The 22,518-nt window shown below is 70.7% G+C and carries 23 protein-coding genes and 1 pseudogene; 11 read left to right on the top strand and 13 right to left on the bottom strand.

The annotated features are described in order from the left end of the window. Positions 1–25 precede the first annotated feature (25 nt). From ACWEOE_RS19415 to ACWEOE_RS19400, 4 genes are all read left to right on the top strand, one after another. Positions 26–1,159, top strand: a complete 1,134-nt coding sequence (locus ACWEOE_RS19415; protein WP_452010823.1) for a hypothetical protein — start codon at positions 26–28, stop codon at positions 1,157–1,159. A gap of 110 nt (positions 1,160–1,269) precedes the next feature. Then, a complete protein-coding gene (locus ACWEOE_RS19410) occupies positions 1,270–2,094 on the top strand; it encodes an NUDIX hydrolase (RefSeq protein WP_452010821.1) in 825 nt (274 codons plus the stop codon). Positions 2,095–2,096: 2 nt separating this feature from the next. Then, entirely contained in the window at positions 2,097–2,870 is a 774-nt protein-coding gene (locus ACWEOE_RS19405; RefSeq protein ID WP_452010819.1) for an MBL fold metallo-hydrolase, read from the top strand. Next, positions 2,867–3,121 carry a glutaredoxin domain-containing protein gene (locus ACWEOE_RS19400; protein ID WP_452010816.1) on the top strand — a complete coding sequence of 85 codons (255 nt, stop codon included), beginning with the start codon at positions 2,867–2,869 and terminating at the stop codon, positions 3,119–3,121. Before ACWEOE_RS19405 ends, ACWEOE_RS19400 begins: the two co-directional genes overlap by 4 nt. A gap of 54 nt (positions 3,122–3,175) precedes the next feature. Here the strand turns inward: ACWEOE_RS19400 and ACWEOE_RS19395 are convergent, their stop codons facing one another. Together ACWEOE_RS19395 and ACWEOE_RS19390 are read right to left on the bottom strand one after the other, a co-directional pair. Further along, positions 3,176–4,369: a carboxylesterase family protein gene (locus tag ACWEOE_RS19395; protein WP_452010814.1), complete on the bottom strand. Its 1,194-nt coding sequence runs from the start codon at positions 4,367–4,369 to the stop codon at positions 3,176–3,178. 5 nt (positions 4,370–4,374) lie between these two features. Beyond that, positions 4,375–5,226 carry a VOC family protein gene (locus ACWEOE_RS19390; RefSeq protein WP_452010812.1) on the bottom strand — a complete coding sequence of 284 codons (852 nt, stop codon included), beginning with the start codon at positions 5,224–5,226 and terminating at the stop codon, positions 4,375–4,377. A gap of 101 nt (positions 5,227–5,327) precedes the next feature. On the opposite strand from ACWEOE_RS19390, the gene ACWEOE_RS19385 reads away from it, so the two are divergent. Beyond that, the gene (locus ACWEOE_RS19385) at positions 5,328–5,762 is read left to right on the top strand and encodes an Lrp/AsnC family transcriptional regulator (RefSeq protein ID WP_452010810.1); all 435 of its coding nucleotides are present in this window, start codon (positions 5,328–5,330) and stop codon (positions 5,760–5,762) included. Positions 5,763–5,837: 75 nt separating this feature from the next. Then, positions 5,838–6,302 carry an Lrp/AsnC family transcriptional regulator gene (locus ACWEOE_RS19380; RefSeq protein WP_452010808.1) on the top strand — a complete coding sequence of 155 codons (465 nt, stop codon included), beginning with the start codon at positions 5,838–5,840 and terminating at the stop codon, positions 6,300–6,302. Here the strand turns inward: ACWEOE_RS19380 and ACWEOE_RS19375 are convergent. From ACWEOE_RS19375 to ACWEOE_RS19360, 4 genes are all read right to left on the bottom strand, one after another. Then, positions 6,243–7,310, bottom strand: coding sequence for a DNA polymerase III subunit beta (locus ACWEOE_RS19375; RefSeq protein WP_452010805.1), 1,068 nt, complete (start codon positions 7,308–7,310; stop codon positions 6,243–6,245). The two genes, ACWEOE_RS19380 and ACWEOE_RS19375, sit on opposite strands and share 60 nt — an antisense overlap. Before the next feature lie 190 nt (positions 7,311–7,500). Then, positions 7,501–8,763 carry an MFS transporter gene (locus ACWEOE_RS19370; protein ID WP_452010803.1) on the bottom strand — a complete coding sequence of 421 codons (1,263 nt, stop codon included), beginning with the start codon at positions 8,761–8,763 and terminating at the stop codon, positions 7,501–7,503. Between the two features lie 623 nt (positions 8,764–9,386). Next, a complete protein-coding gene (locus ACWEOE_RS19365) occupies positions 9,387–10,061 on the bottom strand; it encodes a Crp/Fnr family transcriptional regulator (protein WP_204092840.1) in 675 nt (224 codons plus the stop codon). Positions 10,062–10,220: 159 nt separating this feature from the next. Continuing rightward, entirely contained in the window at positions 10,221–10,472 is a 252-nt protein-coding gene (locus tag ACWEOE_RS19360) for a hypothetical protein (protein ID WP_204092841.1), read from the bottom strand. 226 nt (positions 10,473–10,698) lie between these two features. Between ACWEOE_RS19360 and nth the strand changes: the two genes are divergently transcribed. Genes nth through ACWEOE_RS19340 form a run of 4 tightly spaced genes read left to right on the top strand, consistent with a single transcriptional unit; the run spans position 10,699 to position 13,868 of the window. Continuing rightward, a complete protein-coding gene (nth, locus tag ACWEOE_RS19355) occupies positions 10,699–11,382 on the top strand; it encodes an endonuclease III (protein WP_452010801.1) in 684 nt (227 codons plus the stop codon). Beyond that, positions 11,379–11,978 (top strand): TlpA family protein disulfide reductase, encoded by a 600-nt coding sequence (locus ACWEOE_RS19350; protein WP_452010800.1) that lies wholly within the window; start codon positions 11,379–11,381, stop codon positions 11,976–11,978. The genes nth and ACWEOE_RS19350 overlap by 4 nt, the downstream gene beginning before the upstream one ends. After that, positions 11,975–12,679, top strand: a complete 705-nt coding sequence (locus ACWEOE_RS19345) for an NUDIX hydrolase (RefSeq protein ID WP_452010797.1) — start codon at positions 11,975–11,977, stop codon at positions 12,677–12,679. Before ACWEOE_RS19350 ends, ACWEOE_RS19345 begins: the two co-directional genes overlap by 4 nt. A 4-nt stretch (positions 12,680–12,683) precedes the next feature. Next, a complete protein-coding gene (locus ACWEOE_RS19340) occupies positions 12,684–13,868 on the top strand; it encodes a MarP family serine protease (protein ID WP_452010795.1) in 1,185 nt (394 codons plus the stop codon). Between the two features lie 7 nt (positions 13,869–13,875). On the opposite strand, the gene ACWEOE_RS19335 is transcribed toward ACWEOE_RS19340, so the two are convergent. Genes ACWEOE_RS19335 through nhaA form a run of 3 tightly spaced genes read right to left on the bottom strand, consistent with a single transcriptional unit; the run spans position 13,876 to position 16,510 of the window. Then, on the bottom strand, positions 13,876–14,796 hold the full coding sequence (locus ACWEOE_RS19335) for an alpha/beta fold hydrolase (RefSeq protein ID WP_452010792.1): 921 nt from the start codon (positions 14,794–14,796) through the stop codon (positions 13,876–13,878). Positions 14,797–14,809: 13 nt separating this feature from the next. After that, positions 14,810–15,310 (bottom strand): phage holin family protein, encoded by a 501-nt coding sequence (locus ACWEOE_RS19330; protein WP_452010789.1) that lies wholly within the window; start codon positions 15,308–15,310, stop codon positions 14,810–14,812. 60 nt (positions 15,311–15,370) lie between these two features. Continuing rightward, positions 15,371–16,510: a Na+/H+ antiporter NhaA gene (nhaA, locus tag ACWEOE_RS19325; RefSeq protein ID WP_452010900.1), complete on the bottom strand. Its 1,140-nt coding sequence runs from the start codon at positions 16,508–16,510 to the stop codon at positions 15,371–15,373. Between the two features lie 253 nt (positions 16,511–16,763). Here nhaA and ACWEOE_RS19320 point away from each other — a divergent pair. Beyond that, positions 16,764–18,224, top strand: a pseudogene (locus ACWEOE_RS19320) (peptide MFS transporter). 2 nt (positions 18,225–18,226) lie between these two features. Here ACWEOE_RS19320 and ACWEOE_RS19315 read toward each other — a convergent pair. The 4 genes from ACWEOE_RS19315 to ACWEOE_RS19300 form a co-directional block, all read right to left on the bottom strand. After that, positions 18,227–18,964 (bottom strand): VIT1/CCC1 transporter family protein, encoded by a 738-nt coding sequence (locus ACWEOE_RS19315; RefSeq protein WP_452010787.1) that lies wholly within the window; start codon positions 18,962–18,964, stop codon positions 18,227–18,229. A gap of 183 nt (positions 18,965–19,147) precedes the next feature. Next, the gene (locus ACWEOE_RS19310; RefSeq protein WP_452010785.1) at positions 19,148–19,639 is read right to left on the bottom strand and encodes a DUF6319 family protein; all 492 of its coding nucleotides are present in this window, start codon (positions 19,637–19,639) and stop codon (positions 19,148–19,150) included. A gap of 142 nt (positions 19,640–19,781) precedes the next feature. Next, positions 19,782–21,761, bottom strand: a complete 1,980-nt coding sequence (gene acs, locus ACWEOE_RS19305) for an acetate--CoA ligase (RefSeq protein ID WP_452010783.1) — start codon at positions 21,759–21,761, stop codon at positions 19,782–19,784. Positions 21,762–21,855: 94 nt separating this feature from the next. Further along, positions 21,856–22,437, bottom strand: a complete 582-nt coding sequence (locus tag ACWEOE_RS19300; RefSeq protein ID WP_452010780.1) for a GNAT family N-acetyltransferase — start codon at positions 22,435–22,437, stop codon at positions 21,856–21,858. Between the last annotated feature and the right edge of the window lie 81 nt (positions 22,438–22,518).

Here is a 22,518-nt window from a genome sequence, read left to right as displayed (position 1 = left end):
CAGGCGAGCTGGGAGGAGCAGAGCAATGGTGGAGGTTCACGAAGGCCCGCCCATGGACGGGTTCTCGGTGCCCCTGCGCCTGCACAACTTGTTGCTGGCCCTGGCGGGCCGCATCGACGACAGCGCGCTCACCGAAGCGCGTGAGCTGATCGCCCGCGCGCACATCGACGAAGCGGTGGAGCTGACCACCGGCACGCTGATCGCGGGCCGGATCACGGTCAGCTCGGCCGAACAGCGCGAGCTGGCGCTGGTGCTCGAGATGAGCCGGTCGGACGCGACGCTCGCCAACGACCTGCTGGTCGACGAGGCCGAGCAGGTCCACAGCCACCGCTTCACCGGGGACAACCAGCCGGAGTTCGGGCTGGCCGAGGCGCTCGACCGCACCCTGCAGGTGCTGCCGGACGTCCGCTCGGTGCACGCGGTGTGGCGCAACACCCCCGCGGGTTCCGTGCCGGGTGCGCTGCCGCAGCGGGTGGTGCTGGTGGAGCTGGGCCCGGAGGGCAACCCGCCCGCCGTCGCGTTCCGCGTCGACACTGCCCTGCGCCGCGCGGGCATCCGGTCCGTCGTCGAGGTCAGCGGCCCGGGGGTCGCGCGGTCCGCGTACCACCAGTCGGCGTCGGCCGTCGCCACGCCGGTGTGGGTCACGGGCAGCACGCACACGACCACGGAGTACCGGCCCGAGCCGGTCGTCACCCCGCCGCCCGCTCCGGCACCCGCCCCGGTGCCGACGCCCGTCGCCGAGCCGGTGATGGAGGCCCCGAGCCGCCACAGCATCCGGCAGGCACCCGAGGTCGTCGCTCCGGTGGTGCCGATCGTGCAGAACACGCCGGCGCCGCAGGCCGAGAACTCGCGCAAGTCGCGGTCGGAAACGCGCGCCGAGCGCACCGCCGACCTGACGCCGGCCGAGGTCGCGCAGCTGCGGCAGGCGCTGGCGGAGGACCCGGAGAAGGGTCGCGAGATCGCCGCGGGCAAGCCGAGCATGCACGAGGTCGTCGAGCTGCCCGCGCTGGACCTCGACGACCCGAGCCTGTCCGAACGCGACCGCGCGCTGCTGCGCGAGCTGCACGAGGAGCTGGCCGAGCGCGAACGCGCCGAGGCGGCCCGGCTGCGGCTCAACGGCGCGTCCCGCTCGGGCGGCGACCGGTGGTCGTCTTCCTGAGGTGTCTTTCACCTGCAGCCCCGGCTCCCGATGGGTCCGGGGCTGCAGTGCGTCGGTGACATGTCACAAGTTGTGGGCGTGAGGTCACGGTCGCGAGGTATGTTGCCCCGGTGGATCGGCCGCGTGAGTTCCTCTTCGACATCCCCGTGGGGGCCGGTGTAGGTACCAGGGCGAACGCCGACGGCCCGCCCGCGAAGCCGAAGGACGCCGCCACGGTGATCCTCGTGCGTGATCGCGCGGCCGGGCTCGAAGTGTTCTTGCAGCACCGCGTGAAGGGCATGCCCTTCGCCGGCGGCATGACCGTCTTCCCCGGCGGCGGCGTGGACCCGCGGGACGCCGACGCCTCTGTGGCGTGGGCCGGGCCTCCGCCGAGCTGGTGGGCCGCGCAGTTCACGTGCGACGAAAGCCTTGCCCGCGCGCTCGTGTGCGCGGCCGTGCGCGAGACGTTCGAGGAGTCGGGCGTGCTGCTGGCGGGCACGGAAGACGCGGTGGTTGCCGACGTCACGCCGTACGCCGACGCGCGGAAGGCGTTGGAGAGCCGGGAAATCTCGCTCGCCGCGTTCCTCGCCGACGCCGGGCTGACGCTGCGCGCCGACCTGCTGCGACCGTTCGCGCACTGGGTCACGCCGGCGCAGGAGCCGCGTCGCTACGACACGCGCTTCTTCTCCGCGAAGCTGCCCGAAGGCCAGCGCGCCGACGGGGCGACGTCCGAGGCGCTGACCACCGGCTGGCAGCGCCCGGCGGCCGCGATCGACGACGCCCGCGAAGGCCGCCGCATGCTGATGCCCCCGACGTGGCTCACGCTCACCGAGATCGACGAGCACGCCACGGCCGACGACCTGCTCGCGGCCCCGCGCGAGATCGTGCGCACCATGCCGACGCTCATCAAGGAGGGCGACCGCTTCCGCGTCGTGCTCGACGAGTCGGAGGTCTGACGGTGACCGAACCCGCGTACGGCGTGCTTCGCCGCGTCTCCGAGACCGCGCAGGTGCTGCTGGAGAACAACCCGTCGATGATGACGCTCGAGGGCACCAACAGCTGGGTGCTGCGCGGGCCGGACGCGCCGGCGGGCGTGGTCGTCGATCCGGGTCATCGCGACCTCGACCACCTGGAGAAGCTCGCGGCCGTGGGCGCGGTCGAGCTCGTGGTCCTGACCCACCACCACGCCGACCACGCCGAGGGCGCGCCGTGGTTCGCCGAGCGCGTGGGGGCGCCGGTGCGGGCGTTCGACGCCGAGCTGTGCGTCGGCGCCGAGCCGTTGGTCGACGGCGAGGAGTTCACGGCGGGCGGGCTCGAGTTCCGCGTGCTGCACACGCCCGGGCACACAGCCGACTCCGTGTCCTTGCACGTCGCCGGCGAGATCCTCACCGGCGACACGATCCTCGGGCGCGGCACGACCGTGCTCACGGATCTGGGTGACTACCTGGGGAGCCTGCGCAAGCTGATCGAGCTGCCCGCCGGCACCCCCGGCCTGCCCGGTCACGGTGCCGAGCTCGCCGATCTGCCCGCGACCGCGCGTGAGTACCTGGCGCACCGGGAACAGCGGCTGGACCAGGTGCGTTCCGCTTTGCAGGTGCTCGGGGCCGACGCGTCGCCGCGACAGGTGGTCGAGGTGGTCTACGCCGACGTCGATCAAGCGCTGTGGGCACCCGCCGAATACAGCGTGCGAGCGCAACTGGACTACCTACGTGCTTCGGAGGACGGGCGATGAGTGACGTCGAGGTCGAGTTCTACTGGCGGCCGGGCTGCGGCTTCTGCGCGGCGCTGCGGCGGCCGCTGATGGCGAGCGGCCTGACTGTCAAGGAGATCAACATCTGGGAGGAGCCGGGGGCGGCCGAGCGTGTGCGCGAGGTGGCGAACGGCAACGAGACCGTGCCGACGGTGATCGTCGGCGACATCGCGATGGTGAACCCGTCGTTCGCCGAGGTCGAGGCGGCGGTGAAGGCCGCTTCGGCGGCTTGATGCCTTGCGGGCGGGGCCGCTCACCCGGGTCGGGTGAGCGGCCCTTTTCGCACCTCAGAACGCGGTGAGCAGCGGGGTGTCGATCGCGGGGCGTTCGCCGTGGAGGAACCGGGCCCAGATGCCGCGCAGGTCGTTTACCTCCGGCGGGTTGGGGGCGCCGTCGAGGCAGGCGGCGCCGGGCGCGGGGTTGCCGAAGAGGAAGGGCACGTCGATGCAGTGGCAGGCGCCGTACGGGTTGCCGGGCGCGCCCCAGTCGAAGCGCATGAGGGTGGCGCCTTCGCCGAGCTGCTTGGCCAGCCGCGGCAGGTCGCCGCTGAAGACGGCCGCGGTCGTCTGGTCGACCTGCTCCTGGGGTGCGTCGAGGCTGTAGACGCGGGTTTCGTTGCGGGTCCAGCTGAGGAGGGCACGGCCGGGTTTCGCGGCGGCGACGAGGTCGTCTGGCACGAGGTCGTGGTCGACGACGAGCTGGAACGGCGGTGCGATCCCCGGCGGCACCTGCGAGGCGAGCGCTCTGAGGCCGTCGAGCAAGCGGGTGGTGGGCATGGTGGCCAGCTCTTCGGGGGCCTTCGCGCCGAGGGCGTGGACGTACTTCTCCGCCCAGTCGGCGGCTTCGTCGGGGCTCTGCGGCGCCAGGCCGACGGGCGGGCTCTGCAGCGCGATCTGGTGGACCAGGCCCTGCGCGCGCGGTGCCGACCAGAGCGTGAGCGTGGACTGAGCGCCCGCCGACTGCCCGGCGAGCGTGACGCGCGCGGGGTCGCCGCCGAAGGCCGCCACGTTGTCGCGCACCCACTCCAGCGCGGCGAGCTGGTCGGCGATGCCGAGGTTGGGCGGGGCGAGGCCGTCGAGCGCCAGGAAACCGAGCACGCCGAGGCGGTAGTTGAGGGTGACCACGACGACGTCGGCCTCGGTGGCCAGCCGCGTGCCGTCGTACCAGCCCTGGCCGCCGGACCCGGTGAGGAACGCGCCGCCGTGGATCCACACCAGCACCGGCCGTGAACCGGTGGTCGAGGGTGTGAAGACGTTGAGCGACAGGCAGTCCTCCGACTGGGCCAGCTCCATCGGCCCGATCACGGGCTCGAGCCGCGACGGCAGCTGGATCGCCGCGGGGCCGGGTTCGAAGGCGTCGCGCACGCCGGTCCAGGTGGGCGCTTTCGCGGGTGGGCGGAAGCGTTCCTGGTGGGCGTACGGGATGCCGCGGAACACGCCGTTGGCGCCGCGGACCTTGCCGCTCGCCGTTGCGATGATCATTCGTTTCACCTTTCCACGAAACCGACGGCCGCACCGCCGGCGTGCGCTGCGGGGACGAAGAAGCCGCCGCCGGGCAGGTCGACGGTGGGCAGGCCGGCGTCGGCGACCAGTTTCCTTGCCGGGCCGAGGTTTTCCACCGCGACGGTCTGCGCCGCGAAGTAGGGCAGCCGAGGTGCTTGCTCGCCGGGCAGCACTTCGTCGAGCCGGGTCACGGGCACGAGGTCGAGGCGTCCGGTGCCGAGCGCGAACGAGGTGCCGGTGGGGCGCTGGTCGAGGATCTGTTCGTAGCGGTGGAGGTAGGCGGGCAGCTCGGCTTCGGAGGCCACGAGCTGGACGCTGTCGAGGCCCTTCGCGCCGTTGGGGTGGTCCAGGAACTGCGGCTGGAACACGTATTCGGGAGTGAGGTGCTCGGCCGTGTGCAGGCTGCCTTCGGGGGTGCGGTCGCGGCGCAGGTGCACGCTGCGGAACCGCGCGGTGCGGCGGCCTTCGGGAGTGTCGACGTCGCGTTGCAGAGACAGCACGCCGGACGTGGACAGGCCGGCTTCACGCAGCCGGCGTTCGGCGGCTTCGGTGTCGGGCACGCCGAAGGAGACGCCGTACAGGCCTTCGCCGCGCGCGACGATCGGCAGCACCTGCCACGGGTCGCCCGCGGTCGCGTCGACGATGCCGATCAGCTCGACGAACGAGCCGTTGAAGTAGGCGCACCGGTTGGCGGTACAGCTCAGCGTGGGCTCGCCGCCGCTGGTGCTCGAGGCGAGGTGGCGCGACGTCGGGCTGAGGGTGAAGCCGAGCTGCTCGTAGAGCTGCCAGACGCGGTCGTGGTCGTGGGCCAGGAAGATGGTGTGGTCGAGGTTCATGGACGGCTCCTTCCGATGCCGTCGACTCTGGCCCTGGTTGGTGGTTCGGAATGCTCGCTCGCGTCAAGTGCTCGAAATCCGACAGTGGCTGGGCTGATCCGGTGGAATCCCCTCAGCTCGACGACCTCGACCGCTGCCTGACGCATGCGTTCCAGCTCGACGGGCGCGTGCCGTTCAGCCGCTTGGCGGAGGTGCTGGGGGTGTCGGACCAGACCGTCGCGCGGCGCTACCACCGGCTGCGGTCGACGGGCGTGGTGCGCGTTGTCGGCGTGCCGGAGGTGACGAAGCTCGGGCGCGTGTTGTGGCTGCTGCGCGTGCGCTGCATGCCGGACGCCGCCGGAGCCATCGCGACGGCCCTCGCGCGCCGCGACGACACGGCGTGGGTCAGCCTGACGTCCGGCGGCACCGAGATCACGTGCTACACCTCGGCGCCCCGTCAGGAAGCCGACGAGGGCCTGTTGCTCGGGCAGCTGCCGCGCACGCCGCGCGTGGTGTCCGTGACGGCGCACCGGCTGCTGCGTCGCTTCGCCGGCTGACCCGCGGGCTGGCCGGGGCGCGCGAGTGCGCTTTCCGCCGCGCAGGTCGCCGCCCTGGCTCGCCCGGACGACGGGTTGATTTCCCCGCGCCTGGAACCCGGCGACGACGCCCTGTTCGCCGCTCTGGCTCACGACGGCCGCGCCTCGCTCGCCACGCTGGCCTCGGCGTCGGGCCGCTCGGAGACGACCGTGCGCCGCCGCCTCGAGCACTTGCGCACCTCGGGAGCCCTCTACTTCGACGTGGAGGTCGATGCGGCTTTGCTGGGCGCCTCGCTGTCGGCGCTGCTGTGGCTCAGCGTCACCCCGTCCCGGCTCGACGCGGTAGCCCGCGAGGTGGCGACCTACCCGGAAGTCGCTGTGTTTTTGGCCTCGGCTCCGCCGAGGCGTGCGAGATCGCCTTTGAGCGATCTCGCGCTGTGGTCGAGTCGCGGGTCACCAGTCGGAGGTGATCGGGTGGGGGTCGTCGTCGGCGGGCGGTGCTCAGCGCGGCAGCATCGGCATCAGGTAGTAGGTCAGCTCGACGTCCCGGGGCTCGGCTGACGTCAGGACGCACGCGCGCAGGCCGGGCTGGATGGCGAGGCGCACGGTGGCGTCGGCGAAGGGGGCGAGGGCGTCGAGGAGGTAGCGGGCCTGGAAGGAGGGCGAGGTGCGGCCCCCGCAAACGCTTGCCTTCAGGGTTTCCTCGGCTTCGCCCGTGTCAGCGCGGGTGCTGGCGAGGCGGACGTGCGCATCGCCCACTTCGAGGGTGAGGGTGCGGCGATCTTCGGCGTAGACGCCGACGCGGCGGATGGCAGCGGCGAGGGCCGAGGCGGGCAGTTCGACTTCCGTGTCGACGTCTCCGCAGGGGATGGCGTCGGCGGAGAGGAAGCCGGCGTCGAGCACGGCGGTGGTGATGGTGCCGGTGGCCCAGCTCAGGCCGAAGTGGCCGGCGTCGGCCTGGAGGGTGAGGGTGCCGGTGGCGTGGCGCGTGGCCTCGGTGAGCAGGCGCGCGGGCACGAGCACGTCGAGCGGCCCCCACGCCGCTCGTTGTGGCACGCGCGCCACGGCCATCCGGTAGCGGTCCGAGGCGGTGAGCACGAGCGTGTCACCGGAGCTCTGCACGCGCACGCCCGTGAACACCGGCAGCGGATCGTCCTTCGCGGCCGTGCCGGCGACCGTGCGGACGGCGGCCGCGAGCAGCTCGCCGTCCACTTCGGACAACGTCGGTGGCGACGCGGGCTCCACGCGCGCACCCCGGTCCAGCAGCGGCAAGGCGAAGCGCGCCCCTTCCACGCGCACCGCCAGCCGGCTGCCCTCGACGACCAGACGCACCTGGTCGACGTCGAGCATCTTCAGCGTCTCGGCCAGTGGCGCTGCCGGCACGAGCACGTCGCCGTCCGTGTGGGTGGTCGCCGGGCACCCCAAGCGCACGGACAGGTCGCGGTCGCGCCCCTCGACCTCCAGCCCGCCCGCGCCGGCCCGCAACCGCAGCGCGGCCTGCCTGGGCAGCAGGCGCGCGGCGGCGTTCACGGCCGTGGACAGCGGTCGTGCCGGTGACGTCAGATCCATGGCCGGGACGGTAGCGCCGGACACCGACAAAATCCGGATCCGACCGGTTCGACCAGCGGTAACGACAGGGCGGGCACCCGCGAGCTCACCGTGGTGGGCTCGATCGGCCATCAACGCAATCGGTTCGACCGGCACTGGGCGGCGGAACCGTCTGCCGGTTGGCGGTTGCAGCCGCCAACCGGCGGAAACGTCAGTGGCCGGCGCCCACGAGCTCGCCCGAGTCGGTGGGCTCGGCGGTCGGCGTGCGCACCGTGCCGCGCAGCAGCCACACGACGATGGCCAGCGCCAGCCCGGCCGCGCCGGCCGCGAGGAACGACGCGCGCGGCCCGGCGTGCTCCACCAGGTAACCGCTCACGGACTGGCCCGCGGCCAGCCCCAGCGTCACCGCCGTGAGGACCCAGCCGAAGGCCTCGGCGGCGGTCCCGCGGGGGGCGACGGTCTCGATCGCCGTCGAGTGGGTGGTCGACTGCGGCGTGATGAGGGCGCCCGCCAGCAGCATCAGCAGCGCCAGCGCCCACAGCGACGACGGCAGGGCCAGGAGCGCCACCAGCGCGCCGAACCCGCCCAGCAGCGCGGGCAGGCGCAGGCCGAGGCGCCGCGGCCACGGGTGCAGGCTGTAGGCCACGCCGAAGGCCACCGAAGTGAGCGACCACGCCGAAAGCAGCAGCCCGCTCAGCGCCGCGTGCCCGGACTCGGTCGCGGCGGCCGGCACGGCCACCTCGACGAACCCGATCACCACGCCGAACCCCAGCGCGGCCAGGGCGAGCGTCCGCATTCCCGGGCTCGCCAGCGCACCCAACAGCCGCGTTTTCGTACGCGGAGCAGGGCCCCAAGCGCGCACGGCGGGGCTCAGCGCGAACACCGTCGCGCCGGTGACCATCGCCGCCGCGCCCACGACCATGCCGGTGCCGGCCCACGGCGCCGTGATCAGCAGACCCGCGATGCCCGGGCCGAGGATGAAGAACACCTCCATGCTGATCGCTTCGTACGAGAAGGCCGCGTTGCGCGTCGGGCCCTCCGGAAGCAGTTTCGTCCACAGCGCGCGCGACGCCGAACCGATCATCGGCTCCGACAGACCCGTCGCGGCGGCCAACGTGACCAGCAGGAAGGTGGGTGCGTGCGCCTCGATCGCCAGAGCCAGCGCAACCATCGACAGCGCGAACAGCGCCACCGTGACCAGCAGCGGCCGCGTGGGCCCGTACCGGTCGATGAGCCGCCCCTGCACCACCGCGCCCGCGGACACGCCGACGAGCGAACTGGCCGACACCAGCCCGGCGGCGGCGAACGAGCCGGTCTCGCGCTGCACGTAGAGCAGCGCGGAAATACCGATCATCGCGATCGGCAGACGAGCGAGCACCGACGCGACGACCGGGCGGCGAGAGCCAGGAGCCCTCAGCGCGGCGCGGTAGTCGGCGAGCGTGGTGCGGCCTTCGGAACGAGCAGAGTGGGACACGCGTACCAGTATGCCTCAGAGTGGTACGCAGGTACCAGTTGTTTTGTGGTCAGGTGGGTCACTGTCATCGAACGCTTCGGACTACGCCCCTGAGGTCTCGATCCCGTAACGCTCTATGGATTCTCAGTGAACTCGTGCAACGAAATGGCCGAAGCGGCGTCCTTGAGAGTGAATGGCCTTGAATTCGTGGGTAGTGGCCATGATGGTTGAGAAACAGCACATCCCAGCTCCCTCCGGCACACGGGTCGGGGCCTGAACCGGAGGGCGGGGAGCGCGGGTCGTCGGGGGATGGTCCGCGCCAAGGCAAAGAGCCGGTGCGCCACGTCGGGGGTGGCGCCCGGCTCTTTGTCGTTGTTGTCTGCCCCGCCTGTGTTTTCTGCCCCGCCTCCGGCGAGGCGTGGCGGGATCGCCTCAAGCCGATCCCGCCCCTGGGTTGCCTTTAGAGCCGCACCCAGTTTCGCTGGTGTGGAAGAAAAACGTGCCGCGACACGACCGCGCAACCTGAATGCCGCCCGTGTGGGGGATAGGGCAGAAGCAGGCATGACAAAGGCCACCCGCCGTCGTGAGACAGGGGTGGCCTTTGTCCAAAGAAGATGCTCGGCGAGCTGCGGGCCCGCAGGAAACTACCGGGCGCGGCGGGCCAGGCGTTCCGGGTCCAGGATGAGCACGCTCTTGCCTTCCAGGCGCAGCCAGCCGCGGTGGGCGAAGTCGGCGAGGGCCTTGTTGACGGTCTCGCGGGAGGCGCCCACGTACTGGGCGATCTCTTCCTGCGTGAGGTCGTGCGTGACGCGCAGGAGGCCGGCCTCCTGGCTGCCAAAGCGCTGCGCGAGCTGCAGCAGCGCGCGGGCCACGCGGCCGGGCACGTCGGTGAAGATGAGCTCGGCCACCATGTTGTTGGTGCGGCGCAGGCGGCGCGCCACGACGCGCAGCAGCTGCTCCGCGATCTCCGGCCGCGTCGAGATCCACTGGCGCAGAGCCGGGCGGTCCATGGTGACGGCGCGCACCTCGGTGACCGTGGTCGCACTCGACGTGCGCGGGCCCGGGTCGAAGATCGACAGCTCGCCGAACATGTCGGACGGGCCGAAGATGCCCAGCAGGTTCTCGCGGCCGTCCGGGGACTTGCGGCCGATCTTCACCTTGCCGGACTGGATGATGTACAGCTTGTCGCCCGGCTCACCCTCGCTGAAGATGACATGGCCGCGGGGGAACTCCACGGATTCCAAGGTCTGGGCCAGAGCCTCAGCGGCTGCCGGCTCAACACCCTGGAAAATGCCCGCACGGGCCAGGGTTTCGTCCACCTCGGGTGCCTCCTCGTCGAGAAACGATCACTTCCTTCGCAGGTCGAAGGCCGTGTCGCCGATCACTTTCGCGTCAGTCTAGGGCGTGTCGGCGAGATCGCCCGTCGGCTCGCCGCGCGGGGCGCGGCGGCCGGAGACGATCTCGCACGAACAGGGAGCCTAACTCCGCACGCGTCGCGCGCGAAGCCTGGCTGCCCGTCCGCCGAGCCGACGGAGCCGGAACAGCTCCAGAGCGCGACCGATTCCGTGCCCGTAGAGGGCCCTGACCTCGTTGGGTTGAGCCTGCTCCAGGAACTCCTCGACCTCGTTCTCCTGCACCGCGACGTGCTTGAGACGGCTTTCCACCCGCTCCATGAACAGAGCGAAGAACATGATCACCAGTGGGACCAGAATCACGAACCACGCGGTCATGACACACATCCACTACGGAAAGTAAGCATCGACTCCAGATCCTCGCTCCTCGCGGCACACGGTGCGCCGAGGTGGTGCTCTGGCGTGTCGGTCGTCCACCGGCGGGTGCTCCCGCCCGGCTCGTCCGACGCGCCCGTAGGCTATCGGGGTGCCACCTGCCGTCACGAACGCCCCCCGCGAGGGCGCCGGTGAAAGCCGGCTCGCCTTGGTGAGACGCGCCCGGCGTATGAAGCGTTGCCTCGACGCGGTGTATCCCGACGCGAAAGCCGAACTGGACTTCACGAACCCGCTGGAACTGCTGGTCGCGGTGGTGCTGTCCGCGCAGACTACCGACGTCCGGGTGAATCTGGTCACGCCCGCGTTGTTCAAGCGCTACCCCACGGCCGCCGCCTACGCGGGCGCCGATCGCACCGAACTCGAGGAATTCCTCAGGCCCACCGGGTTTTTCAGGGCCAAGGCCAACTCGGTGATGGGGCTCGGCGCGGCGCTCGTGGAGCGCTTCGACGGCGAGGTGCCGAAGAAGCTCGACGACCTCGTCACACTGCCCGGCGTCGGGCGCAAAACGGCCAACGTGGTCCTCGGCAACGCGTTCGACGTGCCCGGGATCACGGTCGACACGCACTTCGGCCGCCTCGTGCGCCGCTGGGGCTGGACGACCGAGGAAGACCCCGTGAAGGTCGAGCACGCTGTGGGGGAACTGATCCCCCGCAAGGAGTGGACGATGCTGTCCCACCGGGTGATCTTCCACGGTCGCCGCGTGTGCCACTCGCGCAAGCCCGCGTGCGGCGCGTGCCCGCTCAAGAAGGACTGCCCGTCCTACGGACTGGGACCCACGGAGTTCGAGGTCGCCGCCAAGCTGGTGAAGGGCGAGGAGCGTGAGCACATCCTCGAACTGGCGGCGCGAGGGTGACAACGGTCACCAAATGGGCACTCGGCGTCGCGGTCCTGGTGGTCGCGGTGCTGGTCGCCGTGCTCACCACGCGGGGCTCCTCGAAGGACGCGCCCGCCGCGACGGGTGACCTCACCGCCGTCCGCGCGCAGGCCGCACTCCAGGCGTGCCCGGCGCCGTCCGCGTCGGCGGTCCCCCAGCTGGCCGGCATCCAGGCCGACTGCCTTGGCGACGGCTCGCGCGTCGATGTCGGCAAGGTCCTCGCCGGCGGCCCGACGCTGGTGAACGTGTGGGCCTCGTGGTGCACGCCGTGCCGCACCGAGCTGCCCGTGTTGCAGGACTACGCGAAAGAACCCGGCGCCGTGCGGGTGCTCGGCGTGCAGGTGGCCAGCTCCGCCGCCGACGGGCTCGGCCTGCTGAAGGACCTCGGCGTGCACCTGCCGTCGGTCTACGACGGCGGCGACCAGACCGGTCCTATCCGCACCGCGCTCAAGGTGCCCTCGAACTTGCCCGCGTCCTACCTCGTGACCCCCGACGGACAGGTGCGCTTCATCTCCAGCCCCCGAACGTTCGACAGCACCGACCAGGTGCGCGCAGCCGTGAAGGACTTCTCATGACCGGTCCCCTCGTCGACCCCGAAGAAGTACCGGAGTGGCTTCGGCCGCTGGTCAAGGTGTCCGCGGAGGTCGACAGCCGCGCGTTCAGCCGGTTCACCGTCGACGACTCGCTCACGCGCTCGGCCGCCGTGCTGATCCTCTTCGGCGAGCGCGCCGGCGGACCCGACGTGCTGCTGCAGCGCCGCGCCGACACGCTCGGCTCCCACGCGGGCCAGGTCGCGTTCCCGGGCGGCGGCGCGGAGGACGGCGACGACGGACCCGTCGGCACGGCCCTGCGCGAGGCCGAGGAGGAGACGGGCGTGGACCCGTCCGGGATCCTGCCGGTGGCGATCCTGCCGCAGCTGCCCGTGCCGGTGTCGCGCTTCGCCGTGACGCCCGTGCTCGGCTACTGGCACACGCCCTCGCCCGTGCACGCCGTGGACCCGGGTGAGACCGCGGCCGTCGCGCGGGTCGCGCTCGCGGACCTCGCCGACCCGGCCAACCGGTTCCGCGTGCAGATGAAGGGCCGCACGTGGACCGGCCCGGCGTTCGAAGTCGACGGGCTGTTCGTGTGGGGCTTCACCGCCGGGCTGCTCTCGGCGCTGCTTTCGCTCGGCGGCTGGGAGCGCGAGTGGGACACCGGCGACGTGCGCGACCTTGACGTAGCGTTGGCCGAACACCGGGCCCGGAACGCGGCTCAGGAAGAGGCGAGCGGGGAGTGACGGCGTGAACTGGGTCGATGTCCTCGTGCTGGTGCTGGCGGTGCTGGCGGCGGTTTCGGGGGCGTACCAGGGGGTGATCGTCGCGCTGCCCGCGCTGATCGGCGTCGCCATCGGGGCGGTGCTCGGGGTGAAGCTGGCGCCGTTCGTGATCGAGCTGTTCGACAACCCCGTGGCGAAGGTCGCGTTCGCGCTCGCCGTGGTGGTGTTCCTGGTGGTGCTCGGCGAGACGCTCGGGGTGTGGGCCGGGCGCAAGCTGCGGCGGAAGATCAACCCCGACAAGCTGTCCGGAGTGGACAAGACGCTGGGCGCGATCGTCCAGGCGGCCGCGGTTTTCGTGGTGGCGTGGCTCGTCGCGAACCCGCTCACGACGGTGTCGGCCATCCCGGGGCTCGCGAAGGCGATCAACTCGTCGACGGTGCTGGGCGAGGTCAACGACCTCATGCCGCCCGAGGCCCAGGGCCTGCCGAGCGACCTGCGCAAGCTGCTCGACGCGTCGGGCTTCCCGTCGGCGCTCTCGCCGTTCGAGAAGGCGCCCGCGGCGGACACCGCGCCGCCGGACACGTCGATGAACGTCACGGCGGTGGCGCGCCGGGTGCACCCGAGCGTGGTGAAGATCCGCGGCAACGCGCCGTCGTGCTCGAAATCGCTGGAGGGCAGCGGTTTCGTGATCGCGCCGCAGCGGGTGATGACCAACGCGCACGTCGTCGCCGGCACCTCCGAGGTCGGCATCGAGTCCACGCGCGGCGACTACCGGGCGCGGGTCGTGTACTTCAACCCCGAGGTCGACATCGCCGTGCTGGCCGTGCCCGGCCTGGCCGCGCCGGCGCTGCCGTTCGCGCGGGAAACCGCGCGGGCGGGTGACAACGCCATCGTGCTCGGTTATCCACTCGACGGCCCGTACACCTCGACCGCGGCCCGCGTGCGCGGCCGCATCAACCTGCGCGGCCCCGACATCTACGACGCGAACACCGTGCAGCGCGATGTGTTCACCATCCGCGCCGGCATCCGCAGCGGCAATTCCGGCGGCCCCATGATCACCCCGGACGGCGACGTGATCGGCGTCGTCTTCGGCGCGGCCGTCGAAGATCCGGACACCGGCTTCACGCTCACCGCGGAACAGGTGCGCGCGGAGGTCGCGGCGGCGCCGTCTCAGACGACGAACGTGAGCACGGGCGCCTGCGCGAGCTGACCGGAGCTCACGAGATGAAGTCCACAACGGACTTCGTCACCCGCTCCGGGTCCTCCAGTTGCGGGAAGTGCCCGACCCCCGGCCAGATTCGGGGCTCGCCGTGCGGCCCGGCCCAGTGCACGGACGCCCGCGCGGTCTCCGGGACGATGCAGGTGTCCACCGCGCCGTGCAGTTGCAGCACCGGAGCGGCGACGCGCTTGCCCACGGCGTCGGTGAACCGGCGCCCCTCGCCGCGGAACTGCGAGCGGAAGGCCCAGCGGTAGTACTCCAGTGCGGAGTGCGCGACACCAGGGATCAGCATGGCCTGGCGGAAGAGGGAAACCGTGTCGGTGAAGTCCGAAGAGGACCGCCACGCCGGGCCGGACCAGCTGTGGAACAACGACTCCACCGCGGCGGCTCCGTCGCGGACCAGCCACTTCTCGGGAGCCATCGGAACCTGGAACCGGAACAGGTGGCTCACGGCGCGGGCCTGGCCGAGGCGCGCGCGCAGCACGGCGGACTTCAGGGCGAGCGGGTGCGCGGCGCCGACGGCCGTCACCGACGACACGAGCCGGGGGTGCAGGGCGGCGACCGTCCAGGCGAGCATCCCGCCCCAGGCGTGGCCGACGAGGTGCGCGCGACGGGCGCCGAGCGCCTTGATCAGGCCGCCGACGTCACCCGCCAGGGTCCACGCGTCGTAGCCGCGCGGGGGTTTGTCGGAGTCGCCGTAGCCGCGCAGGTCCACGGCGACGGCGCGGAAACCGGCGTCGGCGAGACCGCGCAGCTGGTGGTGCCACGTCCACCAGAACTCGCCGAACCCGTGCAGGAGCAGCACCAACGGGCCGTTGCCGAGCTCGGCGACGTGCAGGCGGATGCCGTTGGCCGAGACGTCGCGGTGCGTCCACGGACCGTCGATGCGGACGATCGACGGATCGGGCGTGAGCTGCACTGCGGGTGCCGCGTCAGGGACGCGTCGCGGGCAGGTTGTCTTCTTCGGCCGCACGCCGCGGCTTCAGGGCCGCGGCCGTCTCCTTGACGCTGTCGATCGTGCGCTCCGGCGCCTTGATCTTCTTCACCTTGCGCCAGCCGATCAGCGCCGTGATGGCGGTGGTGATGAGCATCAGGCCGAACACCGTGAGGAACGCCGGCCAGCGCACGCCCCACCAGTCCGACAGGATTTCGGCGATGAAGAGGAACAGGAAGTACGAGCTGTAGAGCCCCACGGCGAGCGCGATGAGGAAGAAAACGGCGCCCTTGAGCCCCTTCTTCATCTCGCCGACCAGCTCCGACTTCGCCAGCTCGACCTCGGCCCTGACCAGTGTCGACAGGTGCTGGGTCGCGTCACCGACGAGTTTGCCGATGGACTGTTCCGCCGCCGCGGCCTCCTCGTCGCTCGAGAGGGGCAGGTAGGGCACGGCCCCCACGCCGTCGGGGCCGGTGCGTTCGTGTTTGGGGCTGGTCACCGGGTCATCGTGCCACGTACCCGTTCCCCGGGCGCGACGGACCGTCGGGAGTGTCGGAGATCAGCCTTCGCGAGCGTGCACCCGGTTGCGTCGCAGCAGCAGCGCGGCCGACGTCAGCGAAGCCACCGCCGACGCGATCAGCACCGCCGCTTTGGCCAGTTCGGTCTCCGGTTCGCCGAGCGCGAGGTCGGCGATCAGCAGGCTCACCGTGAAGCCGACCCCGCCGAGCGCGGCCAGCGCCGCCAGGTCACGCCACCCCGTGCCGGTGGGCTTTTCCGCCACGCCCAGCTTCACCGCCAGCACGCTCGCCCCGAGGATGCCGACGAACTTGCCCACGACCAGTCCGAACAGGACGGCCAGCGGCAACGCGGTGGTGAAGACCTGTCCGAGCGCGTGCCCGTTGACCGAGATCCCCGCGGCGAACAGCGCGAACACGGGTACCGCGACCGCCGCCGACCACGGCTGCAGCCGGTGCTCCAGCCGCACGGCCGGTGCCTCGTCCTCGCCTTCGTCGGGCCTCACCCGGGTGAGCAGCCCGAGCGCGACACCGGCGATGGTCGCGTGGATGCCCGTGGTGTGCACCGCGACCCAGGTGACCACGGCGAGTGGCACGTACAGCCAAGGCGTGCGGACGCGCCTGCGCTGCAGGAACCAGTACAGCGCCAGCGCCACCACGGCCACGGCGGCGGCGATCAGGTCGAACCCGGTGGTGAAGACGATCGCGATCACCAGGATCGCCCCGAGGTCGTCGACCACCGCCAGCGACAGCAGGAAAACGCGGGCGCTGCTCGGCAGGTTCGACGCGGTGAGGGCGAGCACACCGAGCGCGAAGGCGATGTCGGTGGCCACCGGGATCGCCCACGCGCGGTCGAAGCCCGGCGTGCCCGAGCCGATAGCCAGCGCGAGCAGCGCCGGCACGACCATCCCGCCGACCGCCGCGATCACCGGCAGCACCGCCTGCTTCACGCGCGAGAGCTCACCGACCACGAGCTCGCGCTTGAGCTCCAGCCCGGCGACGAAGAAGAACAACGCGAGCAGGCCGTCCTTCGCCCAATCGCCCACCGACAAGTTCAAGTGCAGGAACTCGGGCCCGACCTCGAAGTCGCGCACGGCCCGATAGACGTCCCCGGCCGGCGAGTTCGCCCAGATCAGCGCGACGGCGGTGGTGATCAGCAGGATGATCCCGCCCGTGGTCTCCATGCGCAGGTAGCGAGCGAACTCGGCGGCGGCTTGGCGGGGAGCGGACACGGTCAGACCTCCGGGACGGCAACGGACAGAACTCTTGCCGACCAGACTTCCCGGCGCACCTTGATACCAGCTTAACCAACGAGAAGTGCCGGTAAGAGCCCTCGATGACCCTTCCCACACCCCGCCCGGTGTTCGGTTCACCCGTTTGCCTTCTAGCATGCGAATCGGAAACGACAACGTTGTCTAGGACAAGGACGAGAAAGTTGTGAGTACCTCTACCGAGGCGGCCCAACACGACACGAGGTTCTTCGGGCACCCACGAGGGCTGGCGAACCTCTTCGGCGTGGAGATGTGGGAGCGGTTCTCCTACTACGGGATGCTCGGCATCCTCGCCATCTACCTCTACTACAAGGCCGACCAGGGCGGGCTCGGCATCGACCAGGGCGACGCGCTCGGCGTGGTCGGCGCGTACGGCGGCACGGTCTACCTCGCCACGGTGATCGGCGCGTGAGTGGCCGACCGGCTGCTCGGCTCCGAGCGCACGCTGTTCTACAGCGCCATCCTGGTGATGATCGGGCACATCGCGCTGGCGCTGCTGCCGGGCCTCACGGGTATCGGCGTGGGCCTCGCGTGCGTCGCGATCGGGTCGGGCGGGCTGAAGGCCAACGCCACCGCCGTCGTCGGCACGCTCTACGCCGAGGGCGACGAGCGTCGCGACGCCGGCTTCACGATTTTCTACATGGGTATCAACCTGGGCGGGTTCATCGGCCCGCTGCTCACCGGGCTCGCGCAGTCGGAGGTCGGTTTCCACCTCGGCTTCGGGCTCGCCGCGATCGGCATGGCGCTGGGCCTGATCCAGTACACGCTCGGCCGCAAGAACCTGGGCGAGAAGGCGTCGGAGATCCCGAACCCGCTCCAGCCCTCGCAGCGCTTCGCGGCGATCGGGGTTGCCGTGGTGATCGTGGCCGCGGTGGTCGCGCTGATCCTGTCCGGCGTGGTCAACCCGGGGAACCTGGCCGACGTGGTCGTGTACGTGGTCGCCGCCATCTCGGTCGTGTACTTCGTGGTGATCCTGACCAGCAGGAAGATCACCTCCGACGAGCGCAGCCGCGTGTTCTCGTTCATCCCGATGTACATCGCGAGCGCCGCGTTCTTCTCGCTGTACCAGCAGCAGTCCACCGTGGTGTCGGTCTACAGCGACCAGCGCCTCGACCGGAACCTGTTCGGCTGGGACATGCCGGTGTCGTGGGTGAACTCGATCAACCCGGTGTTCATCATCGTCTTCGCGCCGATCGTCGCCGCGATCTGGACGAAGCTCGGGCCGAAGCAGCCGTCGACGCCGATGAAGTTCGTGCTCGGCACCGTGCTCATGGGCATCGCGTTCCTGCTGTTCCTGCCGATGACCGGCACGGGTGTGAACGGCAGCCCGCTCATCGCGCTGGCAGGCATCCTGCTGGTGTTCACGATCGCCGAGCTGATGTTGTCGCCGGTCGGGCTGTCGTTGTCGACGAAGCTCGCGCCGAAGGCGTTCCGCACGCAGATGGTGGCGCTGAACTTCCTGTCGGTCTCCCTGGGCACCGCGCTGTCGGGCAAGCTCGCCGAGTCCTACGACGTGCACGACGAGCCGCCGTACTTCGGCATCATCGGCGGCGTCGCGATCGTGATCGGGCTGGCTCTGCTGGCGTTGATCCCCTTCATCAAGAAGCTGATGAAGGGCGTGCACTAGCCCTAGCCGACGGTCGTGCCGAACAGCACGCCGACGAAGTAGGTGACGAGCATGGTGAGGGCGCCGACCCCGACGTTGCGCAGGATCGCGCGCCCCACCTGTGCGTCGCCGAGCTTCGCGCTCACGAACCCGGTGAGCGTGAGGCCCACGACCACGGCCAGCGCGCACGCCCACACGCGCACCGACACGGCCGTCCAGGCGATCGAGAGCAGCGGCAGCAGCGCGCCGACGGAGAACGCGATCAGCGATGCCCACGCCGCCTGCCACGGGTTGGTGAGGTTGTCCGGGTCGATGCCCAGCTCGGCCTCGGCGTGGGCGTGCAGCGCGTCCTTGCGGGTCAGCTCACGCGCGACCTCCGCGGCGAGCTCGGGCGAGAGGCCCTTGCCCTCGTAGATCCCGGCGAGCTCGCGTTCCTCGGCCTCGGGCATCGTTTTCAGTTCTTGCTTCTCGAGCTGCAGCAGTGCGCGTTCGGTGTCGCGCTGCGTGCTCACGCTCACGTATTCCCCGCCGGCCATCGAAAACGCGCCGGCCACCAATCCGGCAATTCCGGCGGTGAGGATCGCCGTGTTGTTCGTGGTGGCACCCGCGACGCCCACCACGATCCCCGCGACGGACACGATCCCGTCGTTGGCCCCGAGAACCCCGGCACGCAGCCAGTTCAGCTTGCCCCCCACGTCCCCGTGCGGCTCGTGTGCTTCGTGCGGCTCGTGGGATTCGGTCGCGTCCACCGTTTCGGTCACCGGAATAGTGAAACACGAAATTCCTGGCGGCGCGACAGAATGTTCCCCGGATAACGTCAGCCTAGGGTTTCCTTATTTAGGTATTCCTACGGTAATTGTGCCTCACCTCATCGGGCACGAAAAAGCCCGACACCCCCACGGAGATGCCGGGCTCTTCGGGGAAACTCGGACGTTCAGGGAAGCTCAGACGTCCAGCTCCGCCAGTGCCGCCTTGGCGGCTTCCAGCTCGGCCTCGAGCTGCGCGACCTTCGCGGCCTGCGCCTCGCGCGCCTGGTTGATGACCTCGTCGATCGGACCCGACAGGTCCTCGTGGAGTTCGCGGGCGGCGCGCGAGACGGCGGCGGCCGGGATCTCCAGGCCCTTCGCGACCCACTTGCTGCCGTTCTTGAGCTCGGCCTGCCACTCGCCGTCGGCGGTGCCGGTGACGGTGAGCGTGAGCTCGACCGTGCGGGTCTTCTTCGCGGTGGACGCGGCGGCGGCCTTGGGCCGGCCACGCTTCGGCTTCGGTGCCTCTTCGGGAGCCGAAGACGGCACCGGCTCGGAAGACGACGCAGCTGAGTCAGTGGGCTCGGTGACTTCCGGGGCGTCGGCGGTCTGGGCCGGGGCTGAGGTCGCCTCGGTCGTCGCCGCTTCGGCCGCAGTGTCCTCGTCGTGCGTCAAGGCTTCCACGGTCATTCGTGTCGTCTCCTTGCCCGGATCTGGGGTGGGTACAGCCGCACATCTTAGAACATGCGTTCGATGTGCGCCATTCGGGGTAATGAACGCAACGAAGGGGCCCTCGCGGCCGGGAGAGCCCCTTCCTGCACGCGAGGAGACTCTACTCTTCCTTGTCCGACTGCAGACCGGAGGAGATCAGGTCCATCACCGACGAGTCGGCCAGCGTCGTCACGTCGCCGATCGCGCGGTTCTCCGCGACGTCGCGCAGCAGGCGGCGCATGATCTTGCCCGAGCGCGTCTTCGGCAGCTCCGGCACGACCATGATCTGCCGCGGCTTCGCGATCGGGCCGATCTCCTTCGCCACGTGGTTGCGCAGCTCCTGCACGGCTTCCTCGCCGCCATCCTTCGCGTTGCCGCGCAGGATCACGAACGCCACGATGCCCTGCCCGGTCGTCGGGTCCGTCGCGCCGACCACGGCCGCCTCGGCCACCGTCGGGTGCGACACCAGCGCCGACTCGACCTCCGTGGTCGAGATGCGGTGGCCCGACACGTTCATCACGTCGTCGACGCGGCCGAGCAGCCAGATGTCACCGTCGTCGTCGTACTTCGCGCCGTCGCCGGCGAAGTAGAAGCCCTGGTCGGCGAATCGCGACCAGTACGTCTCGCGGTAGCGCTCCTCGTCGCCCCACACACCGCGCAGCATGCCCGGCCACGGCTTGTCGAGCACCAGGTAGCCGCCGCCACCGTGGGCAACCTCGTTGCCCTGGTCGTCGACGACCTTCGCCGAGATGCCCGGCAGCGCGCGCTGCGCCGAACCCGGCTTGGTGGACGTGACACCCGGCAGCGGCGAGATCATGATGCCGCCGGTCTCGGTCTGCCACCACGTGTCGACGATCGGCGTCCTGCTCGCACCGATGGTCTCGCGGTACCAGATCCACGCCTCGGGGTTGATCGGCTCGCCGACGCTGCCGAGCACGCGCAGCGACGTGAGGTCGTACTTCGCCGGGATGTCCGCGCCCCACTTCATGAACGTGCGGATCAGCGTGGGCGCGGTGTAGTAGAGCGAGACCTTGTACTTCTGCACGATCTCCCAGTGCCGGCCCTCGTGCGGGGTGTTCGGCGTGCCCTCGTACACGACCTGCGTGACGCGGTTCGCCAGCGGCCCGTAGACGATGTAGCTGTGGCCGGTGATCCAGCCGATGTCGGCCGTGCACCAGTACACGTCCTCGCCGGCCTTGTGGTCGAACACGTTCTGGTGCGTGTACGCGGCCTGCGTGAGGTAGCCGCCGGAGGTGTGCAGGATGCCCTTGGGGCGCCCGGTGGTGCCGGAGGTGTAGAGGATGAACAGCGGGTGCTCGCTGTCGAACGCCTCGGGCGTGTGCTCGGCCGACTGACCGTCGACGAGGTCGTGCCACCACAGGTCGCGCCCGTCGGTCCACGGCACCTCGCCCGCGAGGTCGCTGCCGGTGCGGCGGACCACGATGACCTTCTCCACGGTCTCGGCGCCCTCGAGCGCCTCGTCCACATTGGCCTTCATCGCGGCGGCTTTGCCACGGCGGTACTGGCCGTCGGAGGTGACCACGATCTTGGCCTTGGCGTCGTCGACGCGGGCGCGCAGCGCGGTCGGGGAGAAGCCGCCGAACACCACGTTGTGCAGCGCGCCGAGGCGGGCGCACGCGAGCATCGCGAAGATCGCCTCGGGGATCATCTGCAGCTGGACGGCCACGACGTCGCCGGCCTTCACGCCGAGCGAGACCAGCGCGTTGGCGGCCTTCGAGACCTCGTCCTTCAGCTGCGCGTACGTGATGTCCCGGGTGTCACCCGGCTCGCCGACCCAGTGGATGGCGACCTGGTCCCCGTGGCCGGCCTCGACGTGCCGGTCGACGCAGTTGTAGGCGACGTTCAGCTTCCCGCCCACGAACCACTTCGCGAACGGCGCATTGGTCCAGTCCAGTACCTGGGTCCACTTGGTGTCCCAGCTCAGGCGCTCGGCCTGCTCGGCCCAGAACTGCTCCCGGTCCGCGTCCGCCTTCTCATACGCGTCGGCCTTGAGGTTGGCCTGAGCGGCGAACTCGTCGCTCGGTGGGAAGGTGCGGCTCTCGGTGAGCAGGTTTACCAGCGCTGGGGACTGCTCGGTCATGGTGCAAGGCCTCCTGTAGTGCGAACCCGCGGCTCACGGCACGCTAGCGACGTTAGTCCGCTCCGGACAAGGTCGCAGCCGTGTGGGCACGCACTCAGGCGAGGCGGGCGAGCAGCCGGGCGCGTGCTCCGGGCCATTCCGCGTCTGTCATCGAGTACACCACCGTGTCGCGCGAGGTGCCATCCGGACGGATCCGGTGCGCCCGCAGCACACCTTCGCGTTGCGCGCCGAGCCGCTCGATCGCCCGCTGCGAACGCAGGTTGCGGATGTCGGTCTCCCACGCCGCGCGCTGGGCGCCGAGCACCTCGAACGCGTTGCGCAGCAACAGGAACTTGGCCTCGGTGTTGAGCGCCGTGCGCTGCCACCGCGGGTTGATCCAGGTGTGCCCGATCGACAGGATCCGGTGCTTGGCCACGATCTGGTAGTACGACGTCGTGCCCGCGACCAGGCCGGTCGCGACATCGACCTGGGCGAACGCCCGGCGGTCCGGATCGGCCAGCGCCGCTTCGACGTACGCCTCGGCGTCGGCCGGACCGGCGAACTGCCGGCTGCTCAGCCAGGCCCAGATCGCCGGGTCCTGGCCGGCCTCGAACAGGCCCTTCGCGTGGTCCGGGGTCAGCGGTTCGAGGCGCACGTGGGTGCCGGACAGGGTCGGGTGCTCGTTCCAGTCGCTCACGGAACCCAAGCTACGGTGGCAAGTGGTCTTCCGGCATAGCCAGTTCTCGATCATCTCATAAGGCCACTTTGCGGTTGCTTA

It is taken from the genome of Amycolatopsis sp. NPDC004368, from assembly GCF_053602515.1.
Note: the sequence above shows the minus strand (reverse complement) of the source record. Positions and strands in the feature narration are given on the sequence as shown.

What these genes read in the sequence shown, in the direction of transcription:
- ACWEOE_RS19415 (WP_452010823.1), top strand. Translation starts at nt 26, where the DNA reads ATGGTGGAGGTTCACGAAGGCCCGCCCATGGACGGGTTCTCGGTGCCC.
- ACWEOE_RS19400 (WP_452010816.1), top strand. Translation starts at nt 2,867, where the DNA reads ATGAGTGACGTCGAGGTCGAGTTCTACTGGCGGCCGGGCTGCGGCTTC.
- ACWEOE_RS19395 (WP_452010814.1), bottom strand. Translation starts at nt 4,369, where the DNA reads ATGATCATCGCAACGGCGAGCGGCAAGGTCCGCGGCGCCAACGGCGTG.
- ACWEOE_RS19390 (WP_452010812.1), bottom strand. Translation starts at nt 5,226, where the DNA reads ATGAACCTCGACCACACCATCTTCCTGGCCCACGACCACGACCGCGTC.
- ACWEOE_RS19375 (WP_452010805.1), bottom strand. Translation starts at nt 7,310, where the DNA reads ATGGATCTGACGTCACCGGCACGACCGCTGTCCACGGCCGTGAACGCC.
- ACWEOE_RS19360 (WP_204092841.1), bottom strand. Translation starts at nt 10,472, where the DNA reads ATGACCGCGTGGTTCGTGATTCTGGTCCCACTGGTGATCATGTTCTTC.
- nth (WP_452010801.1), top strand. Translation starts at nt 10,699, where the DNA reads ATGAAGCGTTGCCTCGACGCGGTGTATCCCGACGCGAAAGCCGAACTG.
- ACWEOE_RS19345 (WP_452010797.1), top strand. Translation starts at nt 11,975, where the DNA reads ATGACCGGTCCCCTCGTCGACCCCGAAGAAGTACCGGAGTGGCTTCGG.
- nhaA (WP_452010900.1), bottom strand. Translation starts at nt 16,510, where the DNA reads ATGGAGACCACGGGCGGGATCATCCTGCTGATCACCACCGCCGTCGCG.
- ACWEOE_RS19310 (WP_452010785.1), bottom strand. Translation starts at nt 19,639, where the DNA reads ATGACCGTGGAAGCCTTGACGCACGACGAGGACACTGCGGCCGAAGCG.
- acs (WP_452010783.1), bottom strand. Translation starts at nt 21,761, where the DNA reads ATGACCGAGCAGTCCCCAGCGCTGGTAAACCTGCTCACCGAGAGCCGC.